This window comes from Saccharopolyspora sp. CA-218241 (assembly GCF_050954615.1).
Lineage (GTDB): Bacteria > Actinomycetota > Actinomycetes > Mycobacteriales > Pseudonocardiaceae > Saccharopolyspora > Saccharopolyspora cebuensis.
The window spans coordinates 3,521,270-3,546,787 of the sequence record NZ_CP191860.1 but is presented as its reverse complement, the minus strand read 5'-3'; the positions used below and the strand labels follow the sequence as shown (position 1 = coordinate 3,546,787).

General features: G+C 70.1%; 16 protein-coding genes and 3 pseudogenes. 11 read left to right on the top strand and 8 right to left on the bottom strand.

Annotated elements, in window-relative coordinates:
• Positions 1 to 112 precede the first annotated feature (112 nt).
• Positions 113 to 550, bottom strand: a complete 438-nt coding sequence (locus ACQP0T_RS16915; protein WP_433868933.1) for a MerR family transcriptional regulator — start codon at positions 548 to 550, stop codon at positions 113 to 115.
• Positions 551 to 1,061: 511 nt separating this feature from the next.
• Here ACQP0T_RS16915 and ACQP0T_RS16910 point away from each other — a divergent pair.
• Together ACQP0T_RS16910 and ACQP0T_RS16905 are read left to right on the top strand one after the other, a co-directional pair.
• On the top strand, positions 1,062 to 3,293 hold the full coding sequence (locus ACQP0T_RS16910; RefSeq protein WP_433868932.1) for a glycoside hydrolase family 3 N-terminal domain-containing protein: 2,232 nt from the start codon (positions 1,062 to 1,064) through the stop codon (positions 3,291 to 3,293).
• Positions 3,294 to 3,735: 442 nt separating this feature from the next.
• Positions 3,736 to 5,085 (top strand): DUF2252 domain-containing protein, encoded by a 1,350-nt coding sequence (locus tag ACQP0T_RS16905; RefSeq protein ID WP_433868931.1) that lies wholly within the window; start codon positions 3,736 to 3,738, stop codon positions 5,083 to 5,085.
• A gap of 52 nt (positions 5,086 to 5,137) precedes the next feature.
• Here ACQP0T_RS16905 and ACQP0T_RS16900 read toward each other — a convergent pair.
• The 6 genes and pseudogenes from ACQP0T_RS16900 to ACQP0T_RS16875 all read right to left on the bottom strand — a co-directional run.
• Positions 5,138 to 5,734, bottom strand: a pseudogene (locus ACQP0T_RS16900) (LysR substrate-binding domain-containing protein); the annotation flags it as partial.
• Positions 5,735 to 5,825: 91 nt separating this feature from the next.
• Complete coding sequence (locus ACQP0T_RS16895) at positions 5,826 to 7,229, bottom strand: hypothetical protein (protein ID WP_433868930.1); 1,404 nt, start codon at positions 7,227 to 7,229, stop codon at positions 5,826 to 5,828.
• A complete protein-coding gene (locus ACQP0T_RS16890) occupies positions 7,226 to 8,035 on the bottom strand; it encodes an alpha/beta fold hydrolase (protein ID WP_433868929.1) in 810 nt (269 codons plus the stop codon). Before ACQP0T_RS16890 ends, ACQP0T_RS16895 begins: the two co-directional genes overlap by 4 nt.
• A 415-nt stretch (positions 8,036 to 8,450) precedes the next feature.
• Positions 8,451 to 10,436 carry a hypothetical protein gene (locus ACQP0T_RS16885; RefSeq protein WP_433868928.1) on the bottom strand — a complete coding sequence of 662 codons (1,986 nt, stop codon included), beginning with the start codon at positions 10,434 to 10,436 and terminating at the stop codon, positions 8,451 to 8,453.
• Positions 10,433 to 11,575 (bottom strand): purine phosphorylase, encoded by a 1,143-nt coding sequence (locus tag ACQP0T_RS16880; protein ID WP_433868927.1) that lies wholly within the window; start codon positions 11,573 to 11,575, stop codon positions 10,433 to 10,435. The genes ACQP0T_RS16885 and ACQP0T_RS16880 overlap by 4 nt, the downstream gene beginning before the upstream one ends.
• On the bottom strand, positions 11,572 to 12,300 hold the full coding sequence (locus ACQP0T_RS16875) for an NUDIX hydrolase (RefSeq protein ID WP_433868926.1): 729 nt from the start codon (positions 12,298 to 12,300) through the stop codon (positions 11,572 to 11,574). The genes ACQP0T_RS16880 and ACQP0T_RS16875 overlap by 4 nt, the downstream gene beginning before the upstream one ends.
• Before the next feature lie 236 nt (positions 12,301 to 12,536).
• Between ACQP0T_RS16875 and ACQP0T_RS16870 the strand changes: the two genes are divergently transcribed.
• The 3 genes from ACQP0T_RS16870 (at position 12,537) to ACQP0T_RS16860 (ending at position 15,907) form a co-directional block, all read left to right on the top strand.
• The gene (locus tag ACQP0T_RS16870; protein WP_433868925.1) at positions 12,537 to 13,418 is read left to right on the top strand and encodes a LysR family transcriptional regulator; all 882 of its coding nucleotides are present in this window, start codon (positions 12,537 to 12,539) and stop codon (positions 13,416 to 13,418) included.
• Between the two features lie 69 nt (positions 13,419 to 13,487).
• Entirely contained in the window at positions 13,488 to 14,576 is a 1,089-nt protein-coding gene (locus tag ACQP0T_RS16865; RefSeq protein WP_433868924.1) for an MBL fold metallo-hydrolase, read from the top strand.
• On the top strand, positions 14,573 to 15,907 hold the full coding sequence (locus ACQP0T_RS16860; RefSeq protein ID WP_433868923.1) for an MFS transporter: 1,335 nt from the start codon (positions 14,573 to 14,575) through the stop codon (positions 15,905 to 15,907). Before ACQP0T_RS16865 ends, ACQP0T_RS16860 begins: the two co-directional genes overlap by 4 nt.
• 55 nt (positions 15,908 to 15,962) lie before the next feature.
• Here the strand turns inward: ACQP0T_RS16860 and ACQP0T_RS16855 are convergent, their stop codons facing one another.
• Positions 15,963 to 16,670, bottom strand: a complete 708-nt coding sequence (locus tag ACQP0T_RS16855; RefSeq protein ID WP_433868922.1) for a GntR family transcriptional regulator — start codon at positions 16,668 to 16,670, stop codon at positions 15,963 to 15,965.
• A 122-nt stretch (positions 16,671 to 16,792) separates the two neighbouring features.
• On the opposite strand from ACQP0T_RS16855, the pseudogene ACQP0T_RS16850 reads away from it, so the two are divergent.
• The 6 genes and pseudogenes from ACQP0T_RS16850 to ACQP0T_RS16825 all read left to right on the top strand — a co-directional run bounded on the left by ACQP0T_RS16850 (position 16,793) and on the right by ACQP0T_RS16825 (position 25,453).
• Positions 16,793 to 18,288: pseudogene (locus ACQP0T_RS16850) on the top strand (fumarylacetoacetate hydrolase family protein).
• Between the two features lie 98 nt (positions 18,289 to 18,386).
• Positions 18,387 to 19,364, top strand: coding sequence for a 4-hydroxy-tetrahydrodipicolinate synthase (gene dapA / locus ACQP0T_RS16845; protein WP_433868921.1), 978 nt, complete (start codon positions 18,387 to 18,389; stop codon positions 19,362 to 19,364).
• 11 nt (positions 19,365 to 19,375) lie between these two features.
• Complete coding sequence (hpaE, locus tag ACQP0T_RS16840) at positions 19,376 to 20,884, top strand: 5-carboxymethyl-2-hydroxymuconate semialdehyde dehydrogenase (RefSeq protein WP_433868920.1); 1,509 nt, start codon at positions 19,376 to 19,378, stop codon at positions 20,882 to 20,884.
• 31 nt (positions 20,885 to 20,915) lie between these two features.
• Positions 20,916 to 21,988 (top strand): annotated as a pseudogene (gene hpaD / locus ACQP0T_RS16835) (3,4-dihydroxyphenylacetate 2,3-dioxygenase).
• A complete protein-coding gene (locus tag ACQP0T_RS16830) occupies positions 21,985 to 23,451 on the top strand; it encodes an NAD-dependent succinate-semialdehyde dehydrogenase (protein WP_433868919.1) in 1,467 nt (488 codons plus the stop codon). The pseudogene hpaD and the gene ACQP0T_RS16830 overlap by 4 nt, the downstream one beginning before the upstream one ends.
• Before the next feature lie 55 nt (positions 23,452 to 23,506).
• Complete coding sequence (locus ACQP0T_RS16825) at positions 23,507 to 25,453, top strand: FAD-binding monooxygenase (protein WP_433868918.1); 1,947 nt, start codon at positions 23,507 to 23,509, stop codon at positions 25,451 to 25,453.
• The last annotated feature ends 65 nt before the right edge of the window (positions 25,454 to 25,518 follow it).

The window sequence follows — 25,518 nt, the reverse complement described above, 5'->3', positions numbered from 1 at the left end:
GCCCGCAACTCTCCCCTTACGTTAAATGAGGGGGTGGGAGGCTTGGAGGGGCGGGGAGCAAATGAGTGCCGGATCACGTCCACCCGCGGACGTCGGGGGCGCTGGGTGCGGTTCAGCGGCCCGCTTCGAGGTGGCCGCGGATCGTGGCGGCGAACTCCTCGGCGATGCGCAGCCTCGCCCGCAGGTCTTCGCAGGCGTTCTCGGCGGTGGCGCTGAACTCCGCCAGGCGCGCCTCGGGATCCTCGATCGCGGGGCTGTCGGGCGTGGGGTCGAGGATGGCCAGCAGGTCCCGCATCTCCTCGAGCTGGAAGCCCAGCGGTTTCATGCGCTTGATCAACTGCAGCCGGTCGATGTCGGGTTCGGTGTAGAGGCGGAAGCCGCCCTGGCTGCGGGCGCTGGGCACGACGAGTCCGACCTCGTCGTAGTAGCGGATCGTGCGCAGGGACAGCCCCGTGCGTTCGGCCACCTCACCGATCTGCATCCGCTCGCCCACACTGCTCCCTTCCCGCATCCGTTCCGGCTCCGCCCCGGTCGACCGGTCGCCGGGCATCGGCACGACACTACCGCCGCCCGAGGTCGGCCGTCGCCCGCGCCTCCGGTCCTGGTGGGCGTCGCCCCGGGGAGGGTGCGGACTGGAGCCGGGGGCGGGGCCGCCGGCGCCGGAACTGCGATCGCGACGCCGTTGCGGGTGGCGAGCACGAGTGCGGCGAGCGATCGTCCTCGTGCCGGAAGTCCCTTTCCGCAGAACCGGCGATCGTAGCCGGGGGCGCACGGCCATGGCACGTGGTTGTCATCAATTGCCGCACGCGGCCCGTCCGCCGCCGCGCAGCAGTGCCGCGCCGTGACAACAAGCGGCAACGCGTTGCCCCTCGGGCAGCCGCGCGAGAACCATGTGACTCCGGTCAACGGCGCGTGGTGCCGCCGGTAGTGGGAGGTGATGTCCGCCCGGCCGCACGATGAACATCCAATTCGGACAAGGGAGTCAGGAATTGAGACGTCACCGCAAATTTCCTCCTGGGCCGGCGGTCGCCGCACTCGCGGCGGTCCTCGCGGTTCCGGCCATGCTGCCGGGTGGCGCACTCGCGTCGTCGCCGGACGCGTCCGAGCGAGCAGGTCAGGACGTCCCCGAGGTCGAAGCCAGGGACAAGCCCGTCATCGAGCGCGGCAACCAGCGCTTCCGCGATCTCAACGCCAACGGCGGCGTGGACCCGTACGAGAACTGGCACCTGCCCCCGCAGGTGCGCGCCCAGGACCTCCTCCAGCGGATGACCTTGGCGGAGAAGGCCGGGCTGATGCTGATCGACACGTTGAACGCCGGTTGCGGCGGCGCGGTCGACACCGGCTTGGCCGACGACTACCAGCACACCCAGCACATGCACCGGTTCGTCTTCCGCAACGAGGTGGTGCGGGAGGGGCGGCAGCGGTGCGAGCCCGGCGAAGGCGCCACCATCTCGCCGGAGCAAGCGGCGACCCACATGAACACCATCCAGGAACGCAGCGAGTCCACCCGGCTCGGCATCCCGGTGCTGTACAAGTCCAACGCGCGCAACCACATCGACGCCGATGCCCGGGAGGGCATCAACGAGTCGAGCGGTGCTTTCACCGCCTTCCCCAAGGAGGCGGGCATCGCCGCGGCGGCGCTGGGCCGCCAAGCCGCCGCGGGCGAGCGGCCGACGACCGGTGACATGTCCGCGGTCGAGGACTTCGCCGAGGTGATGGCCGCCGAGTGGGAGGCGATCGGGCTGCGCGGCATGTACGGCTACATGGCCGACCTGTCGACCGAGCCGCGGTGGTACCGCACCCACGAGACGTTCACCGAGGACCCCGACCTGGCCGCGCAGATCATGACCACCCTGGTGGGGACGCTGCAAGGCCAGGTCGACCGCCGTGGCGTGTCGCTGTCGCCCGACAGCGCGGTCGCGCTGACCATGAAGCACTTCCCGGGTGGCGGGCCGCAGGAGCTGGGGCTGGATCCCCACTACGCGTTCGGCAAGACCCAGGTCTACCCGGGTGGTGCGTTCGGCGCGCACCTCCGGCCATTCGAGGCGGCCATCGAGGCCGGGGTGTCCTCGATCATGCCCTACTACGGCGTGCCGGTGGACGTCACCCACGAGGGCGTCGCCTACGACCAGATCGGTTTCGCCTTCAGCGAGCAGACGATCGACGGGTTGCTGCGGGAGCAGCTCGGCTTCCAGGGCTACGTCAACTCCGACACCGGCATCATCAACGACCGGGCGTGGGGTCTCGAAGAGGCCTCCGTGCCCGAACGGATCGCTGCGGCGATCAACTCCGGGACCGACACCCTGTCCGGGTTCGACGAGGTCGGCGTGATCACCGGCCTGGTCGCGGACGGCCTGGTCACCGAGGAGCGGATCGACGAGGCGGCCCGCCGGCTGCTGATGCCGCTGTTCCGGCTGGGTCTGTTCGAGGACCCCTACGTGGACGCCTCCGCCGCCAACGGCATCGTCGGCAACCCCGAGCACCAAGAGACCGCCCGGCAGTTGCAGCGCGAATCCGCGGTGCTGCTGCAGCACCGGCCCGCCGCCGACGGGCGGTCGGCCCTCCCGCTGCCGGAGGGCTCGACGGTCTACGTGCTGGGCGGCATCGACCCCGCCGTCGTGGAGAGCTACGGCTACCAGGTCATCAACGGCAACGCCGCCGATCGACCCAGCGCCGCGGGCGCCGACCACGTGCTCATCGACATGACGGCCCACGCCGCGAACACCTCGGACTACCGCAGCGACGACCCGGCCACCGGGCTCGACCCCGAGCACATCAACCCGATCGAGCTGGAGGGGGTGCGCGGCCTGGACGGGCAGAGCCCCTACGGCGCCGCGGACGCCTGCAACGCCTACGGCGCGCAGGAGTGCACCGATGATCGCCTGCGCTTCGGCGGTCCCTACCCGTGGGAGTCCGGCACCCTGGACTTCTCCGGCATGGCCGAGGCCGAGTCGTGGCAGGTCACCCCGCCGCTGGACGTGGTGCAGCAGGTGATGCAGGAGGTCGGTGACCCCGGCAAGGTGGTGCTCAACGTCTACTTCCGCCAGCCGTACGTGCTCGACCAGGCCAGCGGGCTGCGGAACGCGGGCGCCGTCCTGGCCACCTTCGGCACCTCCGACGAAGCCCTGATGGACGTGCTCAGCGGTGCGTCCGCCCCCACCGGCCGGATGCCGTTCGCGCTCGCCGGCACCCGGCGCGCCGTGCTCGAGCAGCACAGCGACACCCCGGGCTACGCCGAGACCACCGACGGCGCGCTCTTCCCGTTCGGGCACGGCCTCACCTACGCGCCCTGATCCACGCGGACGGCCCCGCGTCCGGCCTTCGCAGGTCACGGGGCCGTTCCCGCTGGGGAACGCCGCTCGCACGAGCTGCCCCAGTGCTTCCAGCGCTCGATCGTCCTGCTGGGAGCGGAAACGCGCACCGGCTCGGTACCAGGGCGGGAAAGCGCGTTCGGGTCTGAGGTTCGCGGCGGCGAGGTCCGATGACGTCGAAGCGTGCCGGGGTCGGGTTGCGCGCGGGGAGGGGTGCGTGGTTGATCGCGGACAGGGCTTCGTTGACCGCGAAGATCTTCGCGGCCGGTGGCCGACCTCGTCGCCCACCGGCCGCCCGGCCGTGGTGACCCGAAGGGGTACGGTCGCGTTACCGTTCCGGCCGCACGCGTGGTGCCGAGCGACAGATGATCTAGCGCCGACTCCGAGACCGTCGGCGGGCGAACCGATCGGGAAAGGCCAGGTCATGTCCGAGCTCGCGCAACGTCTCGGCGTCGCCGACCAGGACCGGCGGCGAGGGTTCATCGTCGACACGCTGGTGGAGGCCTTCTCGGACCTCATGCAGGCGGCCCCGGTGGCGTTCCGCACCAAGTTCCGCAAGATGGCCGCCTCGCCTTGGGCGTTCTACCGGGGCAGCGCGTGCCTGTTCTACGCCGACGTGGCGCGCCTCGAAGACCCGTGGGCCGATGAGCGCACCCGTCGGGTGTGGATCCAGGGCGACCTGCACGCCGAGAACTTCGGGACGTACATGAACGGCGAGGGCGTGCTCGTGTTCGACGTCAACGATTTCGACGAGGCCTACCTCGGTCACTTCACCTGGGACCTGCAGCGCTTCGCCGCCAGCGTCGCCCTGCTGGGCTGGCGCAAGGCACTGCCGGACGCCGACATCGAGGATCTCGTCCGGACCGCCGCCCGCGCCTACCTCGACCAGGTCGGCGAGTTCGTGCGCGGCGAGCGCGACTCCGCGTTCTCCCTGCGGCTGAACACCACGGACGGCGCCATCCACGAGGTCCTGCAGCGGGCCCGCCTGCGGTCCCGCGGCAGCATGCTCGACGGCATGACCGAAACCGAGGGCTACAGCCGCAAGTTCCGCGAAGGGCCCGAGGTGCGCCGCCTGGAAGCGCCCGAATACCAGCGGGTCCTGGCCGCCTTCCGCCGGTACCTCACCACAATCCCGCAGGACAAGAAGATGCGTGACGTGGCCTACGAGGTCAAGGACCTGGTGGGGCGCAGCGGGTTCGGGATCGGCAGCGCGGGGCTCCCGGCCTACAGCGTGCTCATCGAAGGTGAGAACGAGGCGCTGGAGAACGACATCGTGGTGTCGATGAAGCAAGGCAACGTCGCGGCACCTTCCCGGGTCGTTCCGGACGGGGACATCCGCACCCACTTCCGCCACCACGGGCAGCGCACCGTGCTGTCCCAACGAGCGCTGCAGGCCCACGCCGACCCGATGCTGGGCTACACCGAGATCGACGGTGTCGGCTACGTCGTCGACGAGGTCTCGCCCTACGAGTCCGACCTGGCTTGGGAAGAGCTGACCGAACCGGCCGAGATCGCGCCCGTCCTGGACTACCTCGGCCGCGCCATCGCCAAGATCCACTGCGTGTCCGACTCCGACTCCGACCAGGCGCTGGTGCCCTTCCAGACCGAGGAGGCCATCGCGGCCGTCGTCGACGGGTACGGGGAGGAGTTCACCCGGTGGTTGTGCGACTTCGCGCTCGACTACGCCGACGTGGTCCGCGATGACCACCGCCTGTTCGTCGACGCGTTCCGCAGCGGCGAGATCCCCGGCGTCACCTCCACCGCCAAGTCCTGACCGGAGCACCACCGCCGAGACCGTCGCAAGGTCGCCACGGACGGGTGCCAGGTCAGCGGTCGGTTTTCGCGAGGGGTGCGTCCTGGTGCTCGATCTCGGTGAGCCAGCGGAGGAAGCGGCGCGCTGTCGGTGATGGGGGCGGTGCGTCGAGGGAACGCACGAGGTAGTGGGCTTGCCGCATGGGCCAGGCCGCGTCGAGGGCGAGGCTGACCCGACCGGTCGCGACGGCGGTGCGGGCGAACCGTTCGGGGATGATCGCGCAGGCCGGGCCGGCGGCGGCGAGTTCGAGTGCGCTGATGCTGGTGTCGACGGTGGTGGCGCTATCGGGTGACGGTGTCCCGGTGGGCAGGAGGCGTTGCCAGACGTCGTCGAAACCGAGGATCTGGATCCTGGGGCGGTCCGCGAGGTCGTCGATGGAGCGGACGGGACCGTAGCGGTGGAGGTGCTCGGAACCGTGGACGATCACCGCATCGTCGTGGTGCAGAAGTTCACTGTGGACACCGGTCCGAGGACCGCGTCCTTGGTGGATGTCGACGTCGACCTCGCCGGGGGTGAGCGCTTCGGACCAGACGGCGCAGATCAGGCGCACGTCGATGTCCGGGTGGGCGTGCAGGAAGTCGGGGAGTCGCGGAGCGAGCCACGTGGTGGCGTAGGAGCTGGGGTCGGTTGCCCGCGTGCGCCGGTGGCTGTCGCGTCCGCCGGAATCAGCGGCACGGCTTCGGCCGGTCGCTCCCGTGCCGCTACGCGCTGTCCTCGACCAGGTAGGTCACGGCTGGATCGGGCAATTGCTGCAGACTCCGCCGGACCCACTCCCACGGTGCCGGGTGGGGAACAGGCGCCGCCGGGCCCCGGGCGGCGAGCTGCGCGTGGAACCTGACGTTGCTGGCGAAGTCCTGGGGATACACGTCGCGGTCGACTCCGCAGTAGTCACCTCGATGGCGGGCCAGGCGCAGGACCTCGTCCCAGTCCTCGATGTTCGCCAGGCCGGCCGAGCAGGTGCCGTGCGAGAAGAGCCCGAGGTCGATCTCGTCGTAGTCCGGTCCGTCGGCCAGGTGGTCGAGGAGCGTGTCGCGCGCTGAGCGGGTGCCGAACGTCGTCCAGTAGGGGACCCGCCCTTGCCGCAGCGGCAGGTGCACGTCGAGCAGGGCGAAGCAGCCGACGAGCAATCGGTCCGGGGCGATACCGCGCTCGGCGAACCAGTCCCGGTAGATCCTCGCGACCGGTGCGCTGAGGGTGTCGGGGTGCTCGAACCGCAGCCGTTCGAGCCGCCATCCCTCCTGCTCGCACAGCCGGGCGAGATCGGGCAGGAGCGCGGGATCGAAGCCCCATTCGGCCTCGGGGCTGGAGGTGTCGGGGGGCGGTGCGTCCCAGCGGGAGCACGGTGAGCCCTGCTGGGCGAGGAAGCGAGCGACGCGGGGCCCGCCCTCGGCGTACTCCTCGGCGGTGAGCCCGCCGACGGCCCCGTGCTGGAACACCTGCCGCTCCCCGGTGGCCGTCGTGGGCCAGCGCTGACCGCAGTCGGCGACGAGCACGGTGCCGCCCGGCTGCAGCCGGGCGCGGAGGAAGTCGGCATACGCGGCGGGAAGCCGCCGGTACTTCAACCGGAAGTACGCCATCCGCCGGATCATCAGCCGGTCCTGGTTGGCATCGTGCATGTGGTGCAGACCGACGGTCGGGTTGGCGGTGAGGATGGCGGCGCGGGCGGACGCGAGGCCGCCCACGGCGGCTCTGGGCTCGTCCGGGTGCAGCCCGCGATGCCGGACCGGCACGAGCACGGTTTGCGGCAACCACGGCACGCCGGCGAGCGCGGCGAGGTGGATGCTCGCACCCGAGGTAGAGCCGATCATCACCGCGGGACCTCGGCCGCGCGGGTAGTGCCCGGCGACCCAGCGCGCCACGTCCTCCATGTCGACATGGCCAAGCCGGTCCTGGCCGACGGCTTCGAGCTGACCGGACCACGCGTACGCCCGTTCGCGCAAGGCGGCGGGGAGCCGGTTCACCCAGGGCAGGAGAACAGGTCCCGCCAGCCGCGCGGTCGGCCCGAGCCCCAAGGTGGGGCTGCTGTCGCCGTGCAGATGGCGGGAGAGCACGCGCAGCATCGCCGACGCGGAATCGAAGGCGGCGACGGCCTGCTGCGGCCTCACCCCTGCGCCGGCGCGTCCCATGCCCGCGAGATGAGGTCGTGGATCGGCGTGCACCACGCCGCCGGGTGACTCCAGACGAACGTGTGCGGTCCGGGCACGGCCTCGAACCTCCCTTCAGGGGCGAGATCGGCCAGCGACCGCGCCCACGACTCGGTCGAAACCTCGTCGTGCTCGCCGCGCAGGACGAGCACCGGGCAACGCACCGCGCCGATCACGTCCTCGAGGTGATCACGCAGGTGTACCGACACGAGGTTGCGCAACTGGCGCGCGCCCGCACGTACCCACTCGGGGGTGTGCTGCTGCTGCAACCCGGGCAGAGGGTAGCGCGAGTCCCGGCGCCACTGCAGGATCAGGCGTGGCCACGACCGGACCGCCGGATCCACCGTCGGGCTCGCCAGCACCAGTGCGCGCACCCGCCGCGGACGCTCCACGGCGACTCGGGCGACGACCTGGGTGCTGCTCGAATGCCCGACCAGCACGACCGGCGGCAGGTCCGCGGCATCCAACCAGGCGGTCACGGCGGCGGCGTAGCCCGGTACGTCGAGCAGCTCCGTCGCGGGCCCGCTACCGGCGAGCCCCGGCAGGTCCACCAAGTGCGTCCGGGCTCGGTCGCTCAGCGCGGTGAGTGCGGGCAGCAGGTACTCCGACACCGCCATCCCCTGGACCGCAACGACGTGCGGCGCCTCGTCCCTGGTGGGTCCCAACGTCCGGCTGCGCATACGGCCCTGGGGCGTGTCGGTGAACCGCACCAGGTAGCCATCCGGTTGCGGAGCGCTCCGAGGCGCCGAACGGTCACGGGTGCTCATCCGTTCCCACCTCGCGGGGTTGCCGGGTTGCGACACGGTGCCCGCCTCCGGTTGTCCGAGATCGCTCAAGGAAGCGATAACCACAGTGCGACTGCGGAGTACCCGGCAACGACCGCGGGCAGTCCACCGACCCTTGTGCACGTGCCACGGCGAGCACCAACAGCCCGACGTGGCTCCACGAGGTGCTGCGTACGGGGCGCGAGACCGGCCGGACAGAAGCTCGCCCGGGGCCACAACCCGACGCGGACGGTTTCCGCTGACCCAGCGAGGGCAAGCCGCCCGCGGTGAGCTCAACGACTCGACCGAGCGGTCCGCCACCGCAGCCGCTCCCGATGCCGACCACCTGGTCGACAGCGACCGATTCGCGCAGCACCTCGCAAAGCTGCCAGGATGGCTCGCTGCAGCTTCCCGGATGCTAGGTGAGGGGCACCAGGCTCGTGGTGTCGGCATCGATCGCTACTTTCCGGGTGTCGGTGCGTTCGAGCCATGCCTTGCCTTCGGCTGCGATGCCCTCCAGCACGTGCAGGGCGTGGGTGAAACCAGCGGAGTCGAGGCTTACTTCGGACAGGCCTGCCTCGCCCTCGGTGCTGAGCTCAGCGCTCTGCTCCGGTTCTGCGACGCGGATGGTCCGGGAAGGACCGTTCGTGAGGGTGAGGTCGATGGTGTAGTCGTATTCGCCGGCTTTGACCACCTGCAGCGAGGAGACGGCGTCGAATCGGAAGTTCCCCCGCTCGTGTCCGTGGAACGATGCGCTTTCGAAGTCGAGCTGCCTGGTGAGCTCTCGAACGCCGTCCGAGGTGATGAGGAACAGGTGCAGGTCGTACATGGAGTAGCGCCAAGGACCGCCTGGGACGTGGGCTCGTTTGCTGTTCTTCGCCGGACTCTGGACGATGGCGTGGGCGATGATGTCGCGCCAGGCGAGTCGGTAGTGGCGCAGTGCTTCGTCGATGAGGAGCGCCCTGTCGCACGCCAGCCACGCTTCCATCTCGTTCTCAGTGGGGCAGGTCGCTTCGAGCTTGCCCTTCCACCTGCTGTGTTCGGCTTCCCTCTCTTCCAGGATGCGCAGGTATTCCCACTCTTCTTCAGCGACGCGGCGGCGTTCGCCCATGATGAGCGACCACGTGGCAGCGGCGATCCGCGTGCTCACGAGCGCGAGGAGCGCGGCGCCCACCGCGGGGAGAGGCTCTGCCAGGAATGCCGCCATGACGACGATGGACATCGATGCTGCGGTGAGCGCGAGGCAGAGCAAGCACCAGGCCTTGGTCGCCAGGGGAGTCCGGTAGCGCTCGCGGTACTCGAACAACGTTTCGTCCTGCCACTGCTTCCGGGCTTGGCGAATCACGTATCGGATCAGCCAGTTGACCTGGCCGAGCGGGACCCTGCTCTCGCGGTAGAGCTCGACGATCTCGTTTCGCCGCGCCGCCCGAGCAGACCTGGTGCTCAGGAGCCAGAAGTCGGTGTTCACGCCCTTCGGGGCGTACTTGTGGGAGTAGTATCGGAAGGAGCGATCGACGTCGTTGGCGAATCTTGATCCCGCGTTTTCGGTCGGACCGAAACTCCCGGAATGCTCGCGGTCTTTGGCCCTGCGTCGGTGCACGCGGTAGTGCCACTCGAATCCGTACTTGGCGGTACCGCAGCCTGCGGCGAGCGCAGCGAGGTAAGCGATGACCGGAAGCGGGGTCGGCTGCCTCAGGACGAGCCAGCCGAGGTAACCGATGGCGAGGGCCAAGGAAGTGGTCGACAAGGCGGTGCGAAAGTGGTCGCCAGCGGTGCAGACGTTCGGTGTCGGGCGGCGGGCACGAGGACCGGCGGGGCGGGGGTGGAAGTAGGCCCACACCCGGCCGACCCGGTCGTCGTGGCATCTCATCCGGTCCGCTTCTCGGCGAATTCTTTCCCAGAAGTGATCTTTCATACCACCGGTGAGGACGAGATCGCAGTGCCGCACGATCGCATCGCGCTGCTGGGAAGGCAGCGCTTTCAGCTTCTCGAGCGCTCCGCTGGGGTTGCTCTCGGAGCCGTCGAGCGGGCCGAGGAGGTCGGTCACCGCTTGCAGCGCGCGTTTCCACTCGCTGTCCGAATACTTGGCGAGGTGGTCGGGTAGACGCGCCAGTTGGGCTCGTTCCTCGGCGGTGAGGTCGCGGTACGAGCGTTTGCTGAGCATGGCCAGCACCCAGTGGAACCGCACTTCGGCGTTCTCGTAGTTCCGGGTAATGGCTTCGGTGATCAGGTCCCGTGCCCGTGACGGGACGCCGTCATTCAGGTACCGCAGACCGACCTGGTACTTCACTTCGGGCGGGTCCCCGGGAAGCACCTGGTACACGGTCGAGTTGTGCACCTCCTCGGCTTGGATCCCCACGAACGAGCCGGATTCCGCGGTGTTCTTCGTGTGGCCGTCGCTCACGACAGCCCGCTCACGGCGGTGATGAGCGCGGCGACCTTGGCCGCGATCTCGGCGGATTCGTCGATCAAGCCGCGCAGTCGCTTGAGCGCGAGGACGGACTTGCTCTTGGCGTCGGGCGTGTTCTCCTCCAAGGCCTTGCCGGCGAGGTCGAGCTCGTCCTGCGCCGCATCGCAGGTAGGCGAGTCGAGCCGCCCGCTCGATCGCGCGCGGGCCAGTTCCTCGCGCACGGCTGCCAGTTGGGCGGCGAGATCGGGCGTGGGCGAGGTAGGCCCGGGAGTGCCCATCCAGACGGAGCTATTGCTGACGTCCCGGGCCTGGATGCCGACGTTTCCGTAGGCGATGCTGGTGACGTCCCCGGTGCGGTCCGTGTCGCGGTGGCGCATCGTCGAGTGCTCCTGTTCTCCGATGAGTTCGTCTGCTAGTCGGTTCGCGAACGCTGCCGCGTTGTTGGCGGCCCGTGGTTGCCATCTGCCGTCGTCGTCGGTGTTCTTGGTCCCGTCGGCGTGATCGCTGATGCCGCGCACGATGGCCACCGGGGAACCGGCCAGGTGTCCGGCTTGGGCGACGCCGGCGGATTCCATTTCGATCGCCACGGCGTCGTTGTAGTGCTGCCGGATCCATTCCGCCTCGGCGGAGATCCCCGAGTTCTGCACGACCTCGCCAGCGGCAATGGGACCGAAGTGGACACTGGGTAGCCGAGTTCCCGGATCGGCCTCCTCAGCCCAGTGCCCGGTCCGGGCGATGTGGGAGGCGAGCTGGCCGATCCCGTGATCGGCTTCCCATGCCCTGGGCCGTGCTTTGAGCCCGTCGTCCTCGCTGGTCCCGCCGTGGTAGGCGTACACGTGCGTGGCCACCACGACATCCCCGAGCGGAGTCGCATCCCACAGCGCGCCCGCGACACCGACGAACAGCACCGCGACCGGTTCGAACTCCTCGATCGCGCGCTCGGCCAGGACCGCTGCGGAGTGGTTGCCCTTGCCGGTCAGCGCGAGCGCCACTCCACCTCCCGCAGCGAGGTTTCCGACCTCGAAGCGGGTACCGCGCACGTGGATGTGGGTTCGGAGGTCGACCAACCTCCGCCGCACGGCTTCGTACTCCACGTTGAGGGCGGTCAGTATCACCACCATGTCGTCCGTCATCGTTCCCCTTCGCTCGTCGTTCGATCGGGCCGGACCAGCGGGGGGTGCAGCACGGTTCGCGGCCCTGCTCGGAACAGCCGAGCGGGACGTCCTCCCGTGGTTCTGCGATCAGTGCCCGCCGGTTCGACGAACCCGGGTACCGCCTGAATCTTCCGGTAGAAGTTCCGGGGGTCGAGTTCGACGCCCCAGACCGCTTCGTAGACCTGCTGAAGTTCCGCGATCGTGAACGTGCCGCCGCAGAACGCGGTCGCGAGAGCCGAGTGCTCCAGCTTGCTCCGCGCACGCTCCACCCCATCGGTGAGGATCTGGCGGTGGTCGAAGGCCAGCTTCGACCAGCCGGTGAGCAGTTCCTCGACGGGCACCCAACCGGCTTCCGCCGCGTCCGTGCCCGCGACCGGTTCAGGAAGGCCCGGGGCGATCGCGAGGTAGGCCACCGAGATCACCCGGCCACGCGGATCACGTGACGGCGCACCGTAGGTGCCGAGTTGCTCCAGGTGCAGCTGCGCGCCGTCGAGGTCCGCTTCCTCCCGCAGCTCGCGATGAGCGGCATCCAGGATGTCCTCCCTGGCGTTGTTCAGGAAGCCGCCGGGAAGCGCGCGCGCCCCCCGGTACGGCTCGACTCCGCGCTCCACGAGCAGCACCTGAAGCTGTGCCTCCCGCAGCGTGAGGATCACCAGGTCTACCGTGACCAGAACTTCCGGCGGCGACCACGAATCTTCGACCACGAGATCGGAAGGTACATTACTGTCAAACTGACATAAAGTCCGGAGAGTCAGGTTCACCCGGATGCGGGACTCCTTGTCCGTCCGCGAGCGCCGCCCGCCCGGTCGCAGTGCGGGAGACGATCATCGATCTGGTCCGCAAGAGCGCCGCGGACATCTCGTTCGCCCTGGGTCCGTGAAGCCGCTCCGCGCCTTCACGCTCGTCGGCCGGGGTTGGTGGAGCCGCCTAGGGTGTGCGCGTGGAACGACGTCAGCTCGAGTACTTCCTCGCCGTGGTGGACCACGGTGGGTTCACCGCAGCCGCCAGCGCACTGCACGTGGCGCAGCCCTCGCTGTCGCATTCGATCAAGGTTCTCGAACGGGAACTCGGTGCGGAACTGTTCCACCGGTTGCCGCGCAGCGTGCGGCTCACCGCGGCCGGCACCGCGCTGATCGATTTCGCCCGTCGGGCGCTGCGTGAGATGGAGACCGGGCGGGCCGCGGTGCGCGAGGTGACCGGGCTGATGGCGGGCAGGCTGGACCTGGTCACGCTGCCCACGCTCGCGCTGGATCCGCTGGCCGAGGTGATCGGTCGGTTCCGCGCTCGCCACCCGCAGGTCCGGGTGCGGTTGAGCCAGCCGGAATCCGAGGACGACGTGCGTGCGGCCGTGCGCACCGGGCAGGCCGAGCTCGGCTTCTCCGGCGTGACGTCGCCTTCGGACGACGAGCTGGAGACCGTCCCGATCGGTGAGCAGGAACTCGTCATCGCCATGCCGCCGGGCAGCGTCCCGTCACCGGACGGTCGGATGACCGTCGACGAGCTGCTCGCCAGGGACGTGGTGACCGGCTTCGAGGGCACCCTGGTGCGCGATCTCCTGCGTGCCGAGGCGGAGCGGCGCGGCGTCGAGCTCAACGTCGTGGTGGAGGTCGGTCACCGCGAATCCGCGCTGCACCTGGTGGTGGCCGGTGCCGGGTGCGCGGTGCTTCCGCGCCCGCTCGCGCGGCTCGCCGAGCTCGAAGGCGCGGTGCTGTGCTCGGTGGAGCCGGTGCTCAACCGCCGGCTCTACCTCTTCCGCCGCCCGGGCAGGCTGTCGCCCGCCGCGCAGGCGTTCCAAGGGATGCTGGGGTACCCCGACTCATAGTCGGTTTCTATCGGTACACCTGAAATTCGGTATTTGTTTCGATCGGTGGAGCGGTTTCCAATCGTCGGCATGACCGACACCACGCACCTCCGTCTCGGCAACGCCGCCGATCCGAGGCCGAGGGTCGTCACCCTCGGGACCGCAGGAGGGCCCCGCTGGTGGGCGGGCGAGAACGCGGGCGAGCGTTCCGGCATCGCCACGGCCGTCCTCGTCGGTGGCCACGCCTACCTCGTCGACGCCGGTCACGGGGTCGGACGGCAACTGAACCTCGCCGGTATCCCGATCAGCTCGCTGCGTGCGGTGTTCCTGACGCACCTGCACTCCGACCACACCGTCGACCTGGCGAGCCTGGCGATCTTCGGCATGTTCGCGCTGGCGGAGGACCAGGACCCGATCCGGATCATCGGGCCGGGCGACCGCGGTGCGCTGCCGCCCGTCGCACCACGCGCGGTGGTGCCTCCGGCCCCGGTGTTCCCGGAGCAGCCGACCCCGGGCACGGCGGCGATGTTCCGGCACCTGATGGCCGCCTACGCCACCGACCTGAACGACCGCGTGCTCGATGCGCTGCGGCCCAGCCCGCTCGACCACTTCCGGGCCGAGGACATCCGCATCCCGGAGGCCACCGGCTACCACCCGAACGACAACCCGACGCCGGAAGGCGTGCGGCCGTTCGAGATCTACGCCGATGACCTGGTCACCGTCACGGCCACCCTCGTGCGCCACCCGCCGATCGCGCCGGCGTTCGCGTTCCGCTTCGACACCGCGCACGGCTCCGTCACCATCTCCGGTGACACCGCGCCGTGCGACAACCTGATCCGCCTCGCCCGGGACACCGATCTGCTGCTGCACGAGGCGATCGACTTCGACTGGGTGCACCGCACCTACGCCGGGGGAGGTCCGACCGCGCAAGCCTCGATCGACCACCACACCAAGTCCCACACCAGCCCGGACCAGGCGGTGGACATCGCCAACGCCGCGGGCGCCGAGGCGCTGGCCCTGCACCACCTGGTGCCCGGTACCACGCCGCGCTCGGTGTGGGAGGCCGCGGCCGAGCGGTGCCAGGGCGCGTTCCTCGTCCCCGACGACCTCGACGTGCTGCCCTTCGGCACGTCGCCGCCCGGATCCCACGTCACGCGCGCAGAGGTGGTCGCACCATGAACCAGCAGGCCACCGCCCCCGCGGGCCGGGAGTCCGCATCGGACAGCCTCAACTCCCGGGAGATGCGGCGCATCCTGGCGTCGAGCTTCATCGGCAGCGCCATCGAGTTCTACGACTTCATCCTGTACGCGACCGCCGCCAGCCTGGTGTTCGGCGAACTGTTCTTCGCCGGGATGCCGCCCGCCGTGGGTCTGTTCGCCTCGTTCACCACCCTGGCCGTCGGCTACGTCGCCCGCCCGCTCGGCGGTGCGATCTTCGGCCACTTCGGCGATCGCATCGGCCGCAAGGGCGTGCTGATCGTGTCGATGGTGCTGATGGGGACGGCCACCACCGCGATCGGCATGCTGCCGACCAGCACCCAGATCGGTGTCGCGGCACCCGTGCTGCTGGTCGTGTTGCGGCTGGTGCAGGGTCTGGCCGTCGGTGGCGAATGGGGCGGCGCGATGCTGGTCGCGCTCGAGCACGCCCCGGCGAAGCGGCGCGGGTTCGCGGCGAGCTTCGCCAACATGGGCGGGCCGGCCGGTGCGGTGCTCGCGACCCTGGTGGTGTCGGCGTTCTCCACGTTGCCGGACGAGCAGTTCCTCAGCTGGGGCTGGCGGGTGCCGTTCTTGCTCAGCGCCGTGCTGATCGCCGTCGGCCTGGTGATCCGGCTGAAGGTGTCGGAGACGCCGTTGTTCCTGGACCTGGAGGAGAAGGCCGAGCGTCGGAAGATCCCGCTGCTGGAAGTCGTCACGCAGTACCCGCGCAACCTGGTGCTCGGCATCATCGCCGGGATGAGCTCCTACACCGTGCAGGGCTTGATGACGGTGTGGGCGGTGGCCTACGCGATCGATCTCGGCGTGGACCGGACCGGAGTGCTCAACGTCAAGGCGGTCGGGGCGACGCTGACGATCGTCGGGATCTGGTTCGCGGCCCGCCTGTCCGACCGGTTCGGCCGCAAGCCGGTGATGGTGACCGGCATGTTCGCCGGGGCGGTGCTGGCGTACCCGATCATCCTGCTGCTGCAAACGGGCACGCTGTGGGGCTTCGCGGTCGGTCTCTTCCTGGCCAACGGCATCGTCCAGGGGGTGATCTTCGGGCCGTTCGGTGCGTTCGTCGCCGAACTCTTCCCGACCCGGATGCGCTACACCGGCGCGTCGCTGGCCTACCAGAGCGCCTCCACCCTCGGCGCCGGTTTCACCCCGATGATCGCCTCCGGGCTGGTGCTCGCGGCCGGTGGCGGGCTGTGGTTGCTCGCGCTGGTGTGGGCGTTGTCGTTCCTGGTGTCGGCGGCCTGCGTGCGGGCCACCCGGGAGGGGCGCGAGATCGATCTCGCGGGCGAGACCAAGTAGCGGCCGGGGGGGAGCGAGTCGGGTCGCGTTCCGGCGCGGCCCGGCTCGCTCGCGCTTACGCCTGCCCGCCGTGGGACGGTCCGTGCTGGTCGTGGTCGCGTTGGAACTGCCGGAACGCGTCGAGGGTGGCGGTGCGGTGCCGACGAGCGGCGAGTTCGACCTCGACCGGGTCGCTGCCGTCCTCGATCAGGGCGACGAGCTGCTCGTGCTCGGCGACGGATTCGACCGCGCGGCCCGGAACGAAGCTGAAGGTCGAGCCGCGCAGCATCCGCATCCGGTTCCAGCCGCGGTGCACCAGGTCGGTGATGTGCTCGTTCGGGCAGCGGGCGAACAGGACGGCGTGGAACTCCTCGTTGAGCTCGGTGAAGCGGCGCGGGTCGAAGTGCTGCAAGCACTCCCGCATCCGCTGGTTCACCTCGCGCGCGCCGGCCAGATCGTCGGCGGTCAGCAGCGGGGCGGAGAACCCGGTGGCAGCGCCTTCGACGACCGCGAGCGTCTGCATCGTGGCGACGTACTCGCCCTCGTCCACCATGGCGACTTGCGCGCCGATGTTCTTCTCGAAGGTGACCAGACCTTCGGCCTCCAACCGCCGGATGGCCTCGCGGACCGGGACCGTGCTGACCTTGAGCTCGTTGGCGATCTGGCTCAGCACCAACCGGTAGCCGGGGGTGAAGCGGTGCGAGACGATCCGCTCGTGGAGCCACTCGTACGCCAATTGGGATTTGCTGGTGGCGACGCGGCCGGCCGGTGCGTCCGTGGTCATGGGTCCTCGCTTCGCTCGACGTCCACTTCATCTTGCCCGAGGCGCGTGGCGCGTCCGGTCGTCCTGTCGCGAGCGTACTCGCGGCATTGATATCAGATACGTCATCGTATACGTTCCTTGGCATGACGCACGACGATGTCGGTTCCCCCTCCGAAGGACTCGCTCGGCACCCACTCGTCGGGCGACCGGGCAAGGTGATCGCGCTGCACCTGAACTACCGGTCGCGGATCGCCCAACGCGGCCGGGTCCCGGCCAAGCCGTCGTACTTCCTCAAGCCGGTGACCTCGGTGGCGGCCACGGACCAGACCGTCGAACGCCCGCTGGGCGCGGAGCTGCTGGCCTTCGAGGGCGAGATCGCGCTGGTGATCGGCAAGACCGCCCGCCGGATCGCCCGCGAGGACGGGTGGGCGCACGTGTCCTCCGTGACCGCGGCCAACGACCTCGGCGTCTACGACCTGCGGGCCGCTGACAAGGGTTCGAACCTGCGCTCCAAGGGCGGCGACGGCTACACGCCGCTGGGGCCCGCGGCCCTGCCCGCCGCCGAGCTCGACCCGGCCGCGCTGCGGGTCCGGACGTGGGTCAACGGCGAGCTCGTGCAGGACGACTCCGCGGGCGCCGTCGCCTTCCCGTTCGGCGAGCTGGTCGCGGACCTGTCGCAGCTGATCACCTTGGAGCCGGGAGACGTGGTGCTCACCGGCACCCCCGCCGGATCCTCCGTGGTGGTCCCGGGCGACGTCATCGAGGTCGAGGTGGACGTCCCGGACACCGAGCACCGCACCGGTCGGCTGCGGACCACCGTGGTCGAGGGGGCGGTCCCGTTGCCGGACTTCAGCGCGCAACCGACCGCCGACGACCACCAGCGCGCCGAGGCGTGGGGGAGCCACGAGGCCGCCGGGCTCATCCCGGAGCCGGCCCCGTTCGAGCTCACCGACGAGCTGGTGGCGAAGCTGCGGCAGGTCTCGGTGGCGACGTTGTCGGCGCAGCTGCGCAAGCACGGCCACAACCAGCTGTCCATCGACGGCGTGCGCACCAACAGCCCAGGGCGGAAGATGATCGGCCGGGCGCGCACGCTGCGCTTCGTGCCCGGTCGCGAGGACCTGTTCCGCAGCCACGGGGGCGGGTACAACGCGCAGAAGCGGGCCTTCGACGCGCTCGGTCCCGGCGACGTCCTGGTGGTCGAAGCCCGCGGTGAGCGCGGCAGCGGGACGGTCGGCGACATCCTGGCGCTGCGGGCCCAGGTCCGGGGAGCGGCGGGCATCGTCACCGACGGCGGAGTGCGGGACTGGACCGCGGTCGCCGGACTCGACATCCCCACCTTCTCCAGCGGTCCGCACCCGGCCGTCCTCGGGCGGCGGCACGTCCCGTGGGACGGCGACCTCACGATCGCGTGCGGCGGTGCGACGGTGCAGCCCGGGGACGTGATCGTGGGCGACGACGACGGCGTCCTGGTCATCCCCCGGCGCTGCTGGACGAGGTGCTCGACGCCTCGATCGAGCAGGAAGCCGAGGAGGAGTGGATCGCGGCCCGGGTCGCCGAGGGCGCGTCCGTCGACGGCCTCTACCCGCTGTCCGGCGAATGGCGCGAGCGCTACGACGCCGAGCGGAACCCCGACCGCTGAAGCACCACGATGCGCAGGGCGCTTCGGGCGAGCGCTGCGGCTCCGCTGCCGACACCGCCGCGCACACCACCCGCAACCATTCCCGCAGGAGGATCGACATGAGCAACGCTCCGGGTGCCTGGCGCACCCGCCCCGAGGAACTGACCGGATCGATCGCGCCGGTGATCACCCCGTTCACCTCCGACGGCGAGGTGGACCACCGGTCGCTGGCGAACCTCGTCGACTGGCAGCTCAAGCAGGGCTCCGACGGGATCTCCATCGGCGGCTCGACCGGTGAGCCGAGCGCGCAGACGATCGAGGAACGGGCAGCGGCGATCCGCACCGTGCTCACGACCGTCGACGGCCGGGCCCCGGTCGTCCCGGGCACCGGCTCGGCCAAGCTCGACGAGACCATCGAGCTCACCGGCGCGGCGCACGACGCCGGGGTGGACGCCGCGCTGATCATCACGCCGTACTACGCGCGGCCCACCCAGGAAGCGCTGTACGCCTGGTACTCCACGGTCGCCGCGGAGTACCCGGACCTGCCGATCATCGCCTACAACGTGCCGAGCCGGACCGCGGTGGAGATCGCGCCGGAGACGGTGGCCCGGCTGCACCGCGACGTGCCCAACTTCGTCGGCATCAAGGAAACGACCAAGGACTTCGAGCACTTCTCCCGGGTGATCAAGGCCGCTGGTCGCGATCTGCTGGTCTGGTCCGGAATCGAGCTGCTGTGCCTGCCGCTGCTGGCGCTCGGGGGCACCGGCTTCATCAGCGCCACCGCCAACATCGCGCCGGCCGCGACCAAGCGGATGTACGAGGCCTACCGCGCCGGGGAGCTCGACGAGGCGCTGGACCTGCACTACGGCCTGCACCCGCTGGTGGACCTGATCTTCGTCGAGACCAACCCGGCGCCGGTGAAGTGGGTGCTCCAGCAGCGCGGCCTGATCAGCTCCGGCCACGTCCGCTCGCCGCTGATCACGCCGACCGAACCGGGTCAGGAAACGATCCGCGCGCTGCTCGCCGAAGGCGCGAACCACCTCTCGCCCGTCGATGACAGCGACACCATCGCCGCCCGCACCGCCGCAACCGCTTGAGGAGTACGACCATGACCGACGCCGCCACGCCCGCCCGGCGCGTGCCGCAAGACCTGCCGGAGCGGATCCAGCACTTCATCGACGGCGAATTCGCCGATAGCTCGGACGGCGCCACGTTCGACGTCCTGGACCCGGTGTCCAACCGGAACTACCTCCAGGCCGCGGCCGGCACGCGGGCCGACATCGACCGCGCCGTCGCGGCCGCGCGCACGGCCTTCGACGAGGGCCCGTGGCCGCGGATGCTGCCGCGCGAGCGAGCGCGGATCCTGAACAAGATCGCCGACATCGTCGAGTCCCGCGACGAGCGGCTGGCCGAGTGGGAGAGCTTCGACTCCGGGCTGCCGATCACCCAGGCGCTCGGGCAGGCCCGGCGGGCCGCGGAGAACTTCCGGTTCTTCGCGGACCTGATCGTGGCGCAGGCCGACGACACGTACAAGGTCCCCGGCAAGCAGGTCAACTACGTCAACCGCAAGCCCAAGGGCGTGGCCGGCCTGATCACCCCGTGGAACACGCCGTTCATGCTGGAGAGCTGGAAGCTCGCCCCGGCGCTGGCCTCGGGCTGCACCGTGGTGCTCAAGCCCGCCGAGTTCACCCCGCTGTCGGCGAGCCTGTGGCCGAAGATCTTCCGCGAGGCCGGGGTGCCGGACGGCGTGTTCAACCTGGTCCACGGGATCGGCGAGGACGCGGGCGACGCGCTGGTCAAGCACGAGGACGTCCAGCTGATCTCGTTCACCGGCGAGTCGGCGACCGGCGAACTGATCTTCGCCAACGCCGCACCCACGCTGAAGGCGTTGTCCATGGAGCTCGGCGGCAAGAGCCCGGCCGTGGTGTTCGCCGACGCCGACCTCGACGCCGCGATCGACTCGACGGTGTTCGGCGTCTTCTCGCTCAACGGCGAGCGCTGCACCGCGGGCAGCCGGATCCTGGTGGAGCGACCCGTCTACGACGAGTTCGTCCGGCGCTACGTCGAGCGGGCCGAGAAGATCAAGGTGGGCGACCCGCACGACCCGGCCACCGAGGTCGGCGCGCTGGTGCACCCCGAGCACTACGAGAAGGTGACCGGCTACATCGAGATCGGCAAGACCGAGGCCAAGCTGGCCGCCGGCGGCGGCCGCCCGGAAGGCCTGGAGTCGGGCAACTACGTGCAGCCGACGGTGTTCGTGGACGTGCCGCCGACGGCGCAGATCTTCCAGGAGGAGATCTTCGGCCCGGTCGTGGCGATCACCCCCTTCGACACCGACGAGGAAGCCTTGGAGCTGGCCAACGACGTCAAGTACGGGCTGGCCGCCTACGTGTGGACCTCGGACCTCGAACGCGCGCACACGTTCGGGCAGCGCATCGACGCCGGCATGGTCTGGCTGAACTCGCACAACGTCCGGGACCTGCGCACCCCGTTCGGCGGGGTCAAGGCATCCGGTCTGGGCCACGAGGGCGGCTACCGGTCGCTGGACTTCTACTCCGACCAGCAGGCCATGCACATCTCGCTGGCGCCCGTCCACACCCCCAAGTTCGGCGCCTGACGGCGCCGCGCACGCGAAGGAACGTTCAACGATGAGTGTCTCGGCTGCGACATCAGAGCTTCCCCCGCCCGACATCGTCCGCTGCGCCTACCTCGACCTGGTCGTCACCGATCTGGCGGCTTCCCGGGAGTTCTACGTGGACGTGCTCGGCCTGGTGGTCACCGAGGAGGACGACCACGCGATCTACCTGCGGTCGTTCGAGGAGTTCATCCACCACAACCTGGTGCTGCGCAAGGGGCCGGTGGCCGCGGCGGCGGCGTTCGCCTACCGCGTCCGCACGCCTGAGGACGTGGACCGGGCCGAGCAGTGGTTCGCCGCGCGCGGCTGCCGCACCGAACGTCGCGCGGACGGCTTCACCGCGGGCATCGGTGACTCGGTGCGGGTCACCGACCCGCTGGGCTTCCCGTACGAGTTCTTCCACGAGGTCGAGCACGTCGAGCGGCTCGCGTGGCGCTACGACGTCCACACCCCGGGGCTCTCGTGCGGCTGGACCACTTCAACCAGGTGACCCCGGACGTGCCGAAGGGGCGGGAGTACCTGGAGGACCTGGGTTTCCGGGTCACCGAGGACATCAAGGACGACGAGGGCACCACCTACGCGGCCTGGTTGCGGCGCAAGGACACCGTCCACGACACCGCCCTGACCGGCGGCGACGGCCCGCGCATGCACCACATCGCCTTCGCCACCCACGAGAAGCACAACGTCCTGTCCATCTGCGACAAGCTCGGCGCGCTGCGCATGTCCGACGTCATCGAGCGCGGCCCGGGCAGGCACGGCGTGTCCAACGCGTTCTACCTCTACATCCGCGACCCCGACGGTCACCGGGTGGAGATCTACACCCAGGACTACTACACCGGCGACCCGGACAACCCGGTCGTGACCTGGGACGTGCACGACAACCAGCGCCGCGACTGGTGGGGCAACCCGGTCGTGCCGTCCTGGTACACCGACGCCTCGCCGGTGCTGGACCTCGACGGCGAACCGCAGCCGCTGCAGGAGCGCACCGACAGCAGCGAGATGGCCGTCACCGTCGGCGCCGACGGTTTCTCCTACACCCGCAAGGGCGACGAGAACGAGGGATTCAAACTGGGGGCATCACTATGACCGCGACGGAGCGCGACCTCCTCGGGCGCGTCCCCGACGAGCTGTTCGTGGCCGGGAAGTGGATTCCCGGCGGCGGCGGTACCTTTCCGGTGCACGACCCCGCCACCGGCGCGGTGATCGCCGAGGTCGCCGACGCCGCACCCGCCGACGGCGCCGCCGCGTTGGACGCTGCCGCGAGCGCGGGACGGGACTGGGCCCGCACCCCGGCACGGCACCGCGCCGAGGTCCTGCGCCGCACCTTCGACCTGGTGCAGGAGCACGCCGACGACCTCGCCCTGCTGATGACCCTGGAGATGGGCAAGCCGCTGCGGGAGGCGCGCGGCGAGGTCGGGTACGGCGGGGAATTCCTGCGGTGGTTCAGCGAGGAAGCCGTCCGCATCGACGGCCGCTACAGCAGCAGCCCCGAGGGCAACGGCCAGATGGTCGTGACCCACCGGCCGGTCGGTCCTTCGCTGCTGATCACGCCGTGGAACTTCCCGCTGGCGATGGCGACCCGCAAGATCGCACCGGCCCTGGCGGCCGGCTGCACCGTCGTGCTCAAACCACCCGCCCTGACCCCGCTGACCACCCTGCTGCTGACCCGGCTCTTGCAGCAGGCGGGAGTGCCGGAGGGCGTGGTCAACGTGGTGCCGACGTCGCGTTCCGGGCCGCTGTGCGCGCCGCTGATCAGCGATCCGCGGTTGCGGAAGCTGTCGTTCACCGGCTCCACCGAGGTCGGCGTCCGGCTGCTGGAGCAGGCGGCCGGGGGAGTCCTGCGCACCAGCATGGAGCTCGGCGGCAACGCGCCGTTCCTGGTCTTCGACGATGCCGACCTGGACGCGGCGGTGGACGGCGCGCTGGCCGCCAAGTTCCGCAACATCGGGCAGGCGTGCACCGCCGCCAACCGCTGCTACGTCCACGAGACCGTTGCGGAGGAGTTCAGCCGACGCGTCACCGAACACGTCGCGGGGATGCGGACCGGACGCGGCACCGAGGACGGCGTCGACATCGGGCCCCTGATCGACCGCAAGGCCGTCGGCGACGTCGCAGCCCTGGTCGACGACGCCGTCGATCGCGGCGCCGTCGTCCGCACCGGCGGGTCGGGAATCGACGGTCCGGGCTCCTTCTACCGGCCGACCGTGCTCACCGACGTGCCGCCGGACGCGAAGGTGATGCAGCAGGAGATCTTCGGGCCGGTGCTGCCGATCACCACCTTCGCCTCGGAGGAAGAGGCGATCGAGCTGGCCAATTCGACCTCTTACGGGCTCGTCGGCTACGCCTACACCCGCGACACCCGCCGCGGCCAACGCCTGATCGAGGAGATCGAGACCGGGATGATGGGCCTCAACGTCGGGGTCGTCTCCAACGCGGCAGCACCGTTCGGCGGCGTCAAGCAGTCCGGACTCGGCCGCGAAGGCTCCCGGGAAGGAATCCAGGAGTACCTGGAAACGAAGTACACCCTGATGCCCGGCCCCTACGCGTGAGGCGTGATCCCACCTCGGAAGAACCGACTTTCTCGCAATGACGTGAGGAGAGATCGTGCAGTTCCACCACCACGGGTACGTTTCCGGTGACCCCCGCATCCAGCCGGCCGCTGGGACGGGAGTGGATCGCCCCGCGGAGCTTCCCGACGAGGTCGATGTCCTCATCGTGGGAAGCGGGCCGGCGGGGATGATCGCCGCCGCCCAGCTCGCCCAGTTCCCGCACATCGTGACGCGCGTGGTCGAACGCCGCCCCGGTCGGCTGGAGGTCGGGCAAGCCGACGGTGTCCAGGCGCGCAGCGTCGAGACCTTCCAGGCGTTCGGGTTCGCCGACCGGATCACCGAAGAGGCCTACCGGATCACCGAGATGTGCTTCTGGGCGCCGGACCCGGACAACCCGCGCAACATCGTCCGGACCTCCCGCGCACCCGATGACCCGACCGGGATCAGCGAGTTCCCGCACCTGATCGTCAACCAAGCCCGGGTGCTCGACTACTTCGCCGAGGCGGCGCGCAACGCACCGGCCAGGCTCGAACCCGACTACGGCTACGAGTTCGTCACCCTGGAGATCGCCGACGAGGGCGAACACCCGGTCGCGGTCACGCTGCGGCGCAGCGCTGGTGCGGACGCGGGCGAGCAGCGGATCGTCCGCGCCAAGTACGTGATCGGGTGCGACGGTGCGCGCAGCCGAGTGCGCGAGTCGATCGACCGGGAACTGGTCGGCGACCAGGCCAATCACGCGTGGGGCGTGATGGACGTGCTCGTCGAGACCGACTTCCCCGACATCCGCACCAAGTGCGCCATCCAGTCGCACGACGGAGGCAGCATCCTGCACATCCCGCGCGAGGGCAATCATCTGATCCGGATGTACGTCGACCTGGGCGAGGTCTCCGAGGACGACCACGGCGCGGTGCGGGGCACGTCCCAGGAGGAGGTCGAGGCCCGGGCCAACGCGATCATCCACCCGTACACGTTGACGGTGAAGCACGTCTGCTGGCGCAGCGTGTACGAGGTGGGGCACCGGCTGGCGGACCGGTTCGACGACGTGCCGGAAGAGCTGGTGGGTGTCCGCGGTCCGCGGGTGTTCATCACCGGCGACGCCTGCCACACCCACAGCGCCAAGGCCGGGCAAGGCATGAACGTGTCGATGCAGGACGGGTGGAACATCGCCTGGAAGCTGGCGCACGTGCTCGACGGGCGCGCCCCGGAAACGCTGCTGGACACCTACTCCGCCGAACGCCAGGTCATCGCGCAGAACCTCATCGAGTTCGACCGGGAGTGGTCGAGCATGATGGCCGCCAAGCCCGAAGAACTCGGCGACCCGAACACGCTGGCGGACTTCTACGTCAAGACCGCCGAGTTCCCCGCCGGCATGATGACCCGGTACCAGCCCTCGCTGATCACCGGCGACGCCGCGCACCAGGAGCTGGCGACGGGGTTCCCGATCGGCAAGCGCTTCAAGTCCAACGCCGCCACGCGGGTCTGCGATGCCAACCCGGTGCACCTGGGGCACCACCACCGCGCGGACGGACGCTGGCGGATCTACGCGTTCGCCGACCGGCCTGCCCCGGGGCAGCGCTCCAAGGCCGCCGACTTCGCCGAGTGGATCAGCGGTTCGCCGGAGTCGCCGGTGGTCGCCTGCACGCCGGAGGGCGCGGACGTCGACGCGTGGTTCGACCTCAAGGTGATCTACCAGCAGGACCACACCGGTGTCGACCTCGCCGCGGTACCGAGCGCGTACCTGCCGAAGGTCGGCCCGTTCGGCCTCGTCGACTACGAGAAGGTGTACGCCGCCGACCCGCGGGACGACATCTTCGAGGCGCGCGGTGTGGACCGGGGTGGTGCGCTCGTCGTCGTGCGCCCCGACCACTACGTCGCGAACGTGCTCCCGCTGGACGCCGAGGAGGAACTGGCGGCGTTCTTCGCGGGGATCGTCAACGCCGAGAGGCAACCCGTCGGCATCTGGCGGTCCCCGAGCACAACGGGTGCGAAGGCGCGGCGCTGAGAACCGGCCGCGTCTTCGGCGTTCCCGACTCGACGGCATCGCGGGGAGGCGCTCAGCGCGGCGTG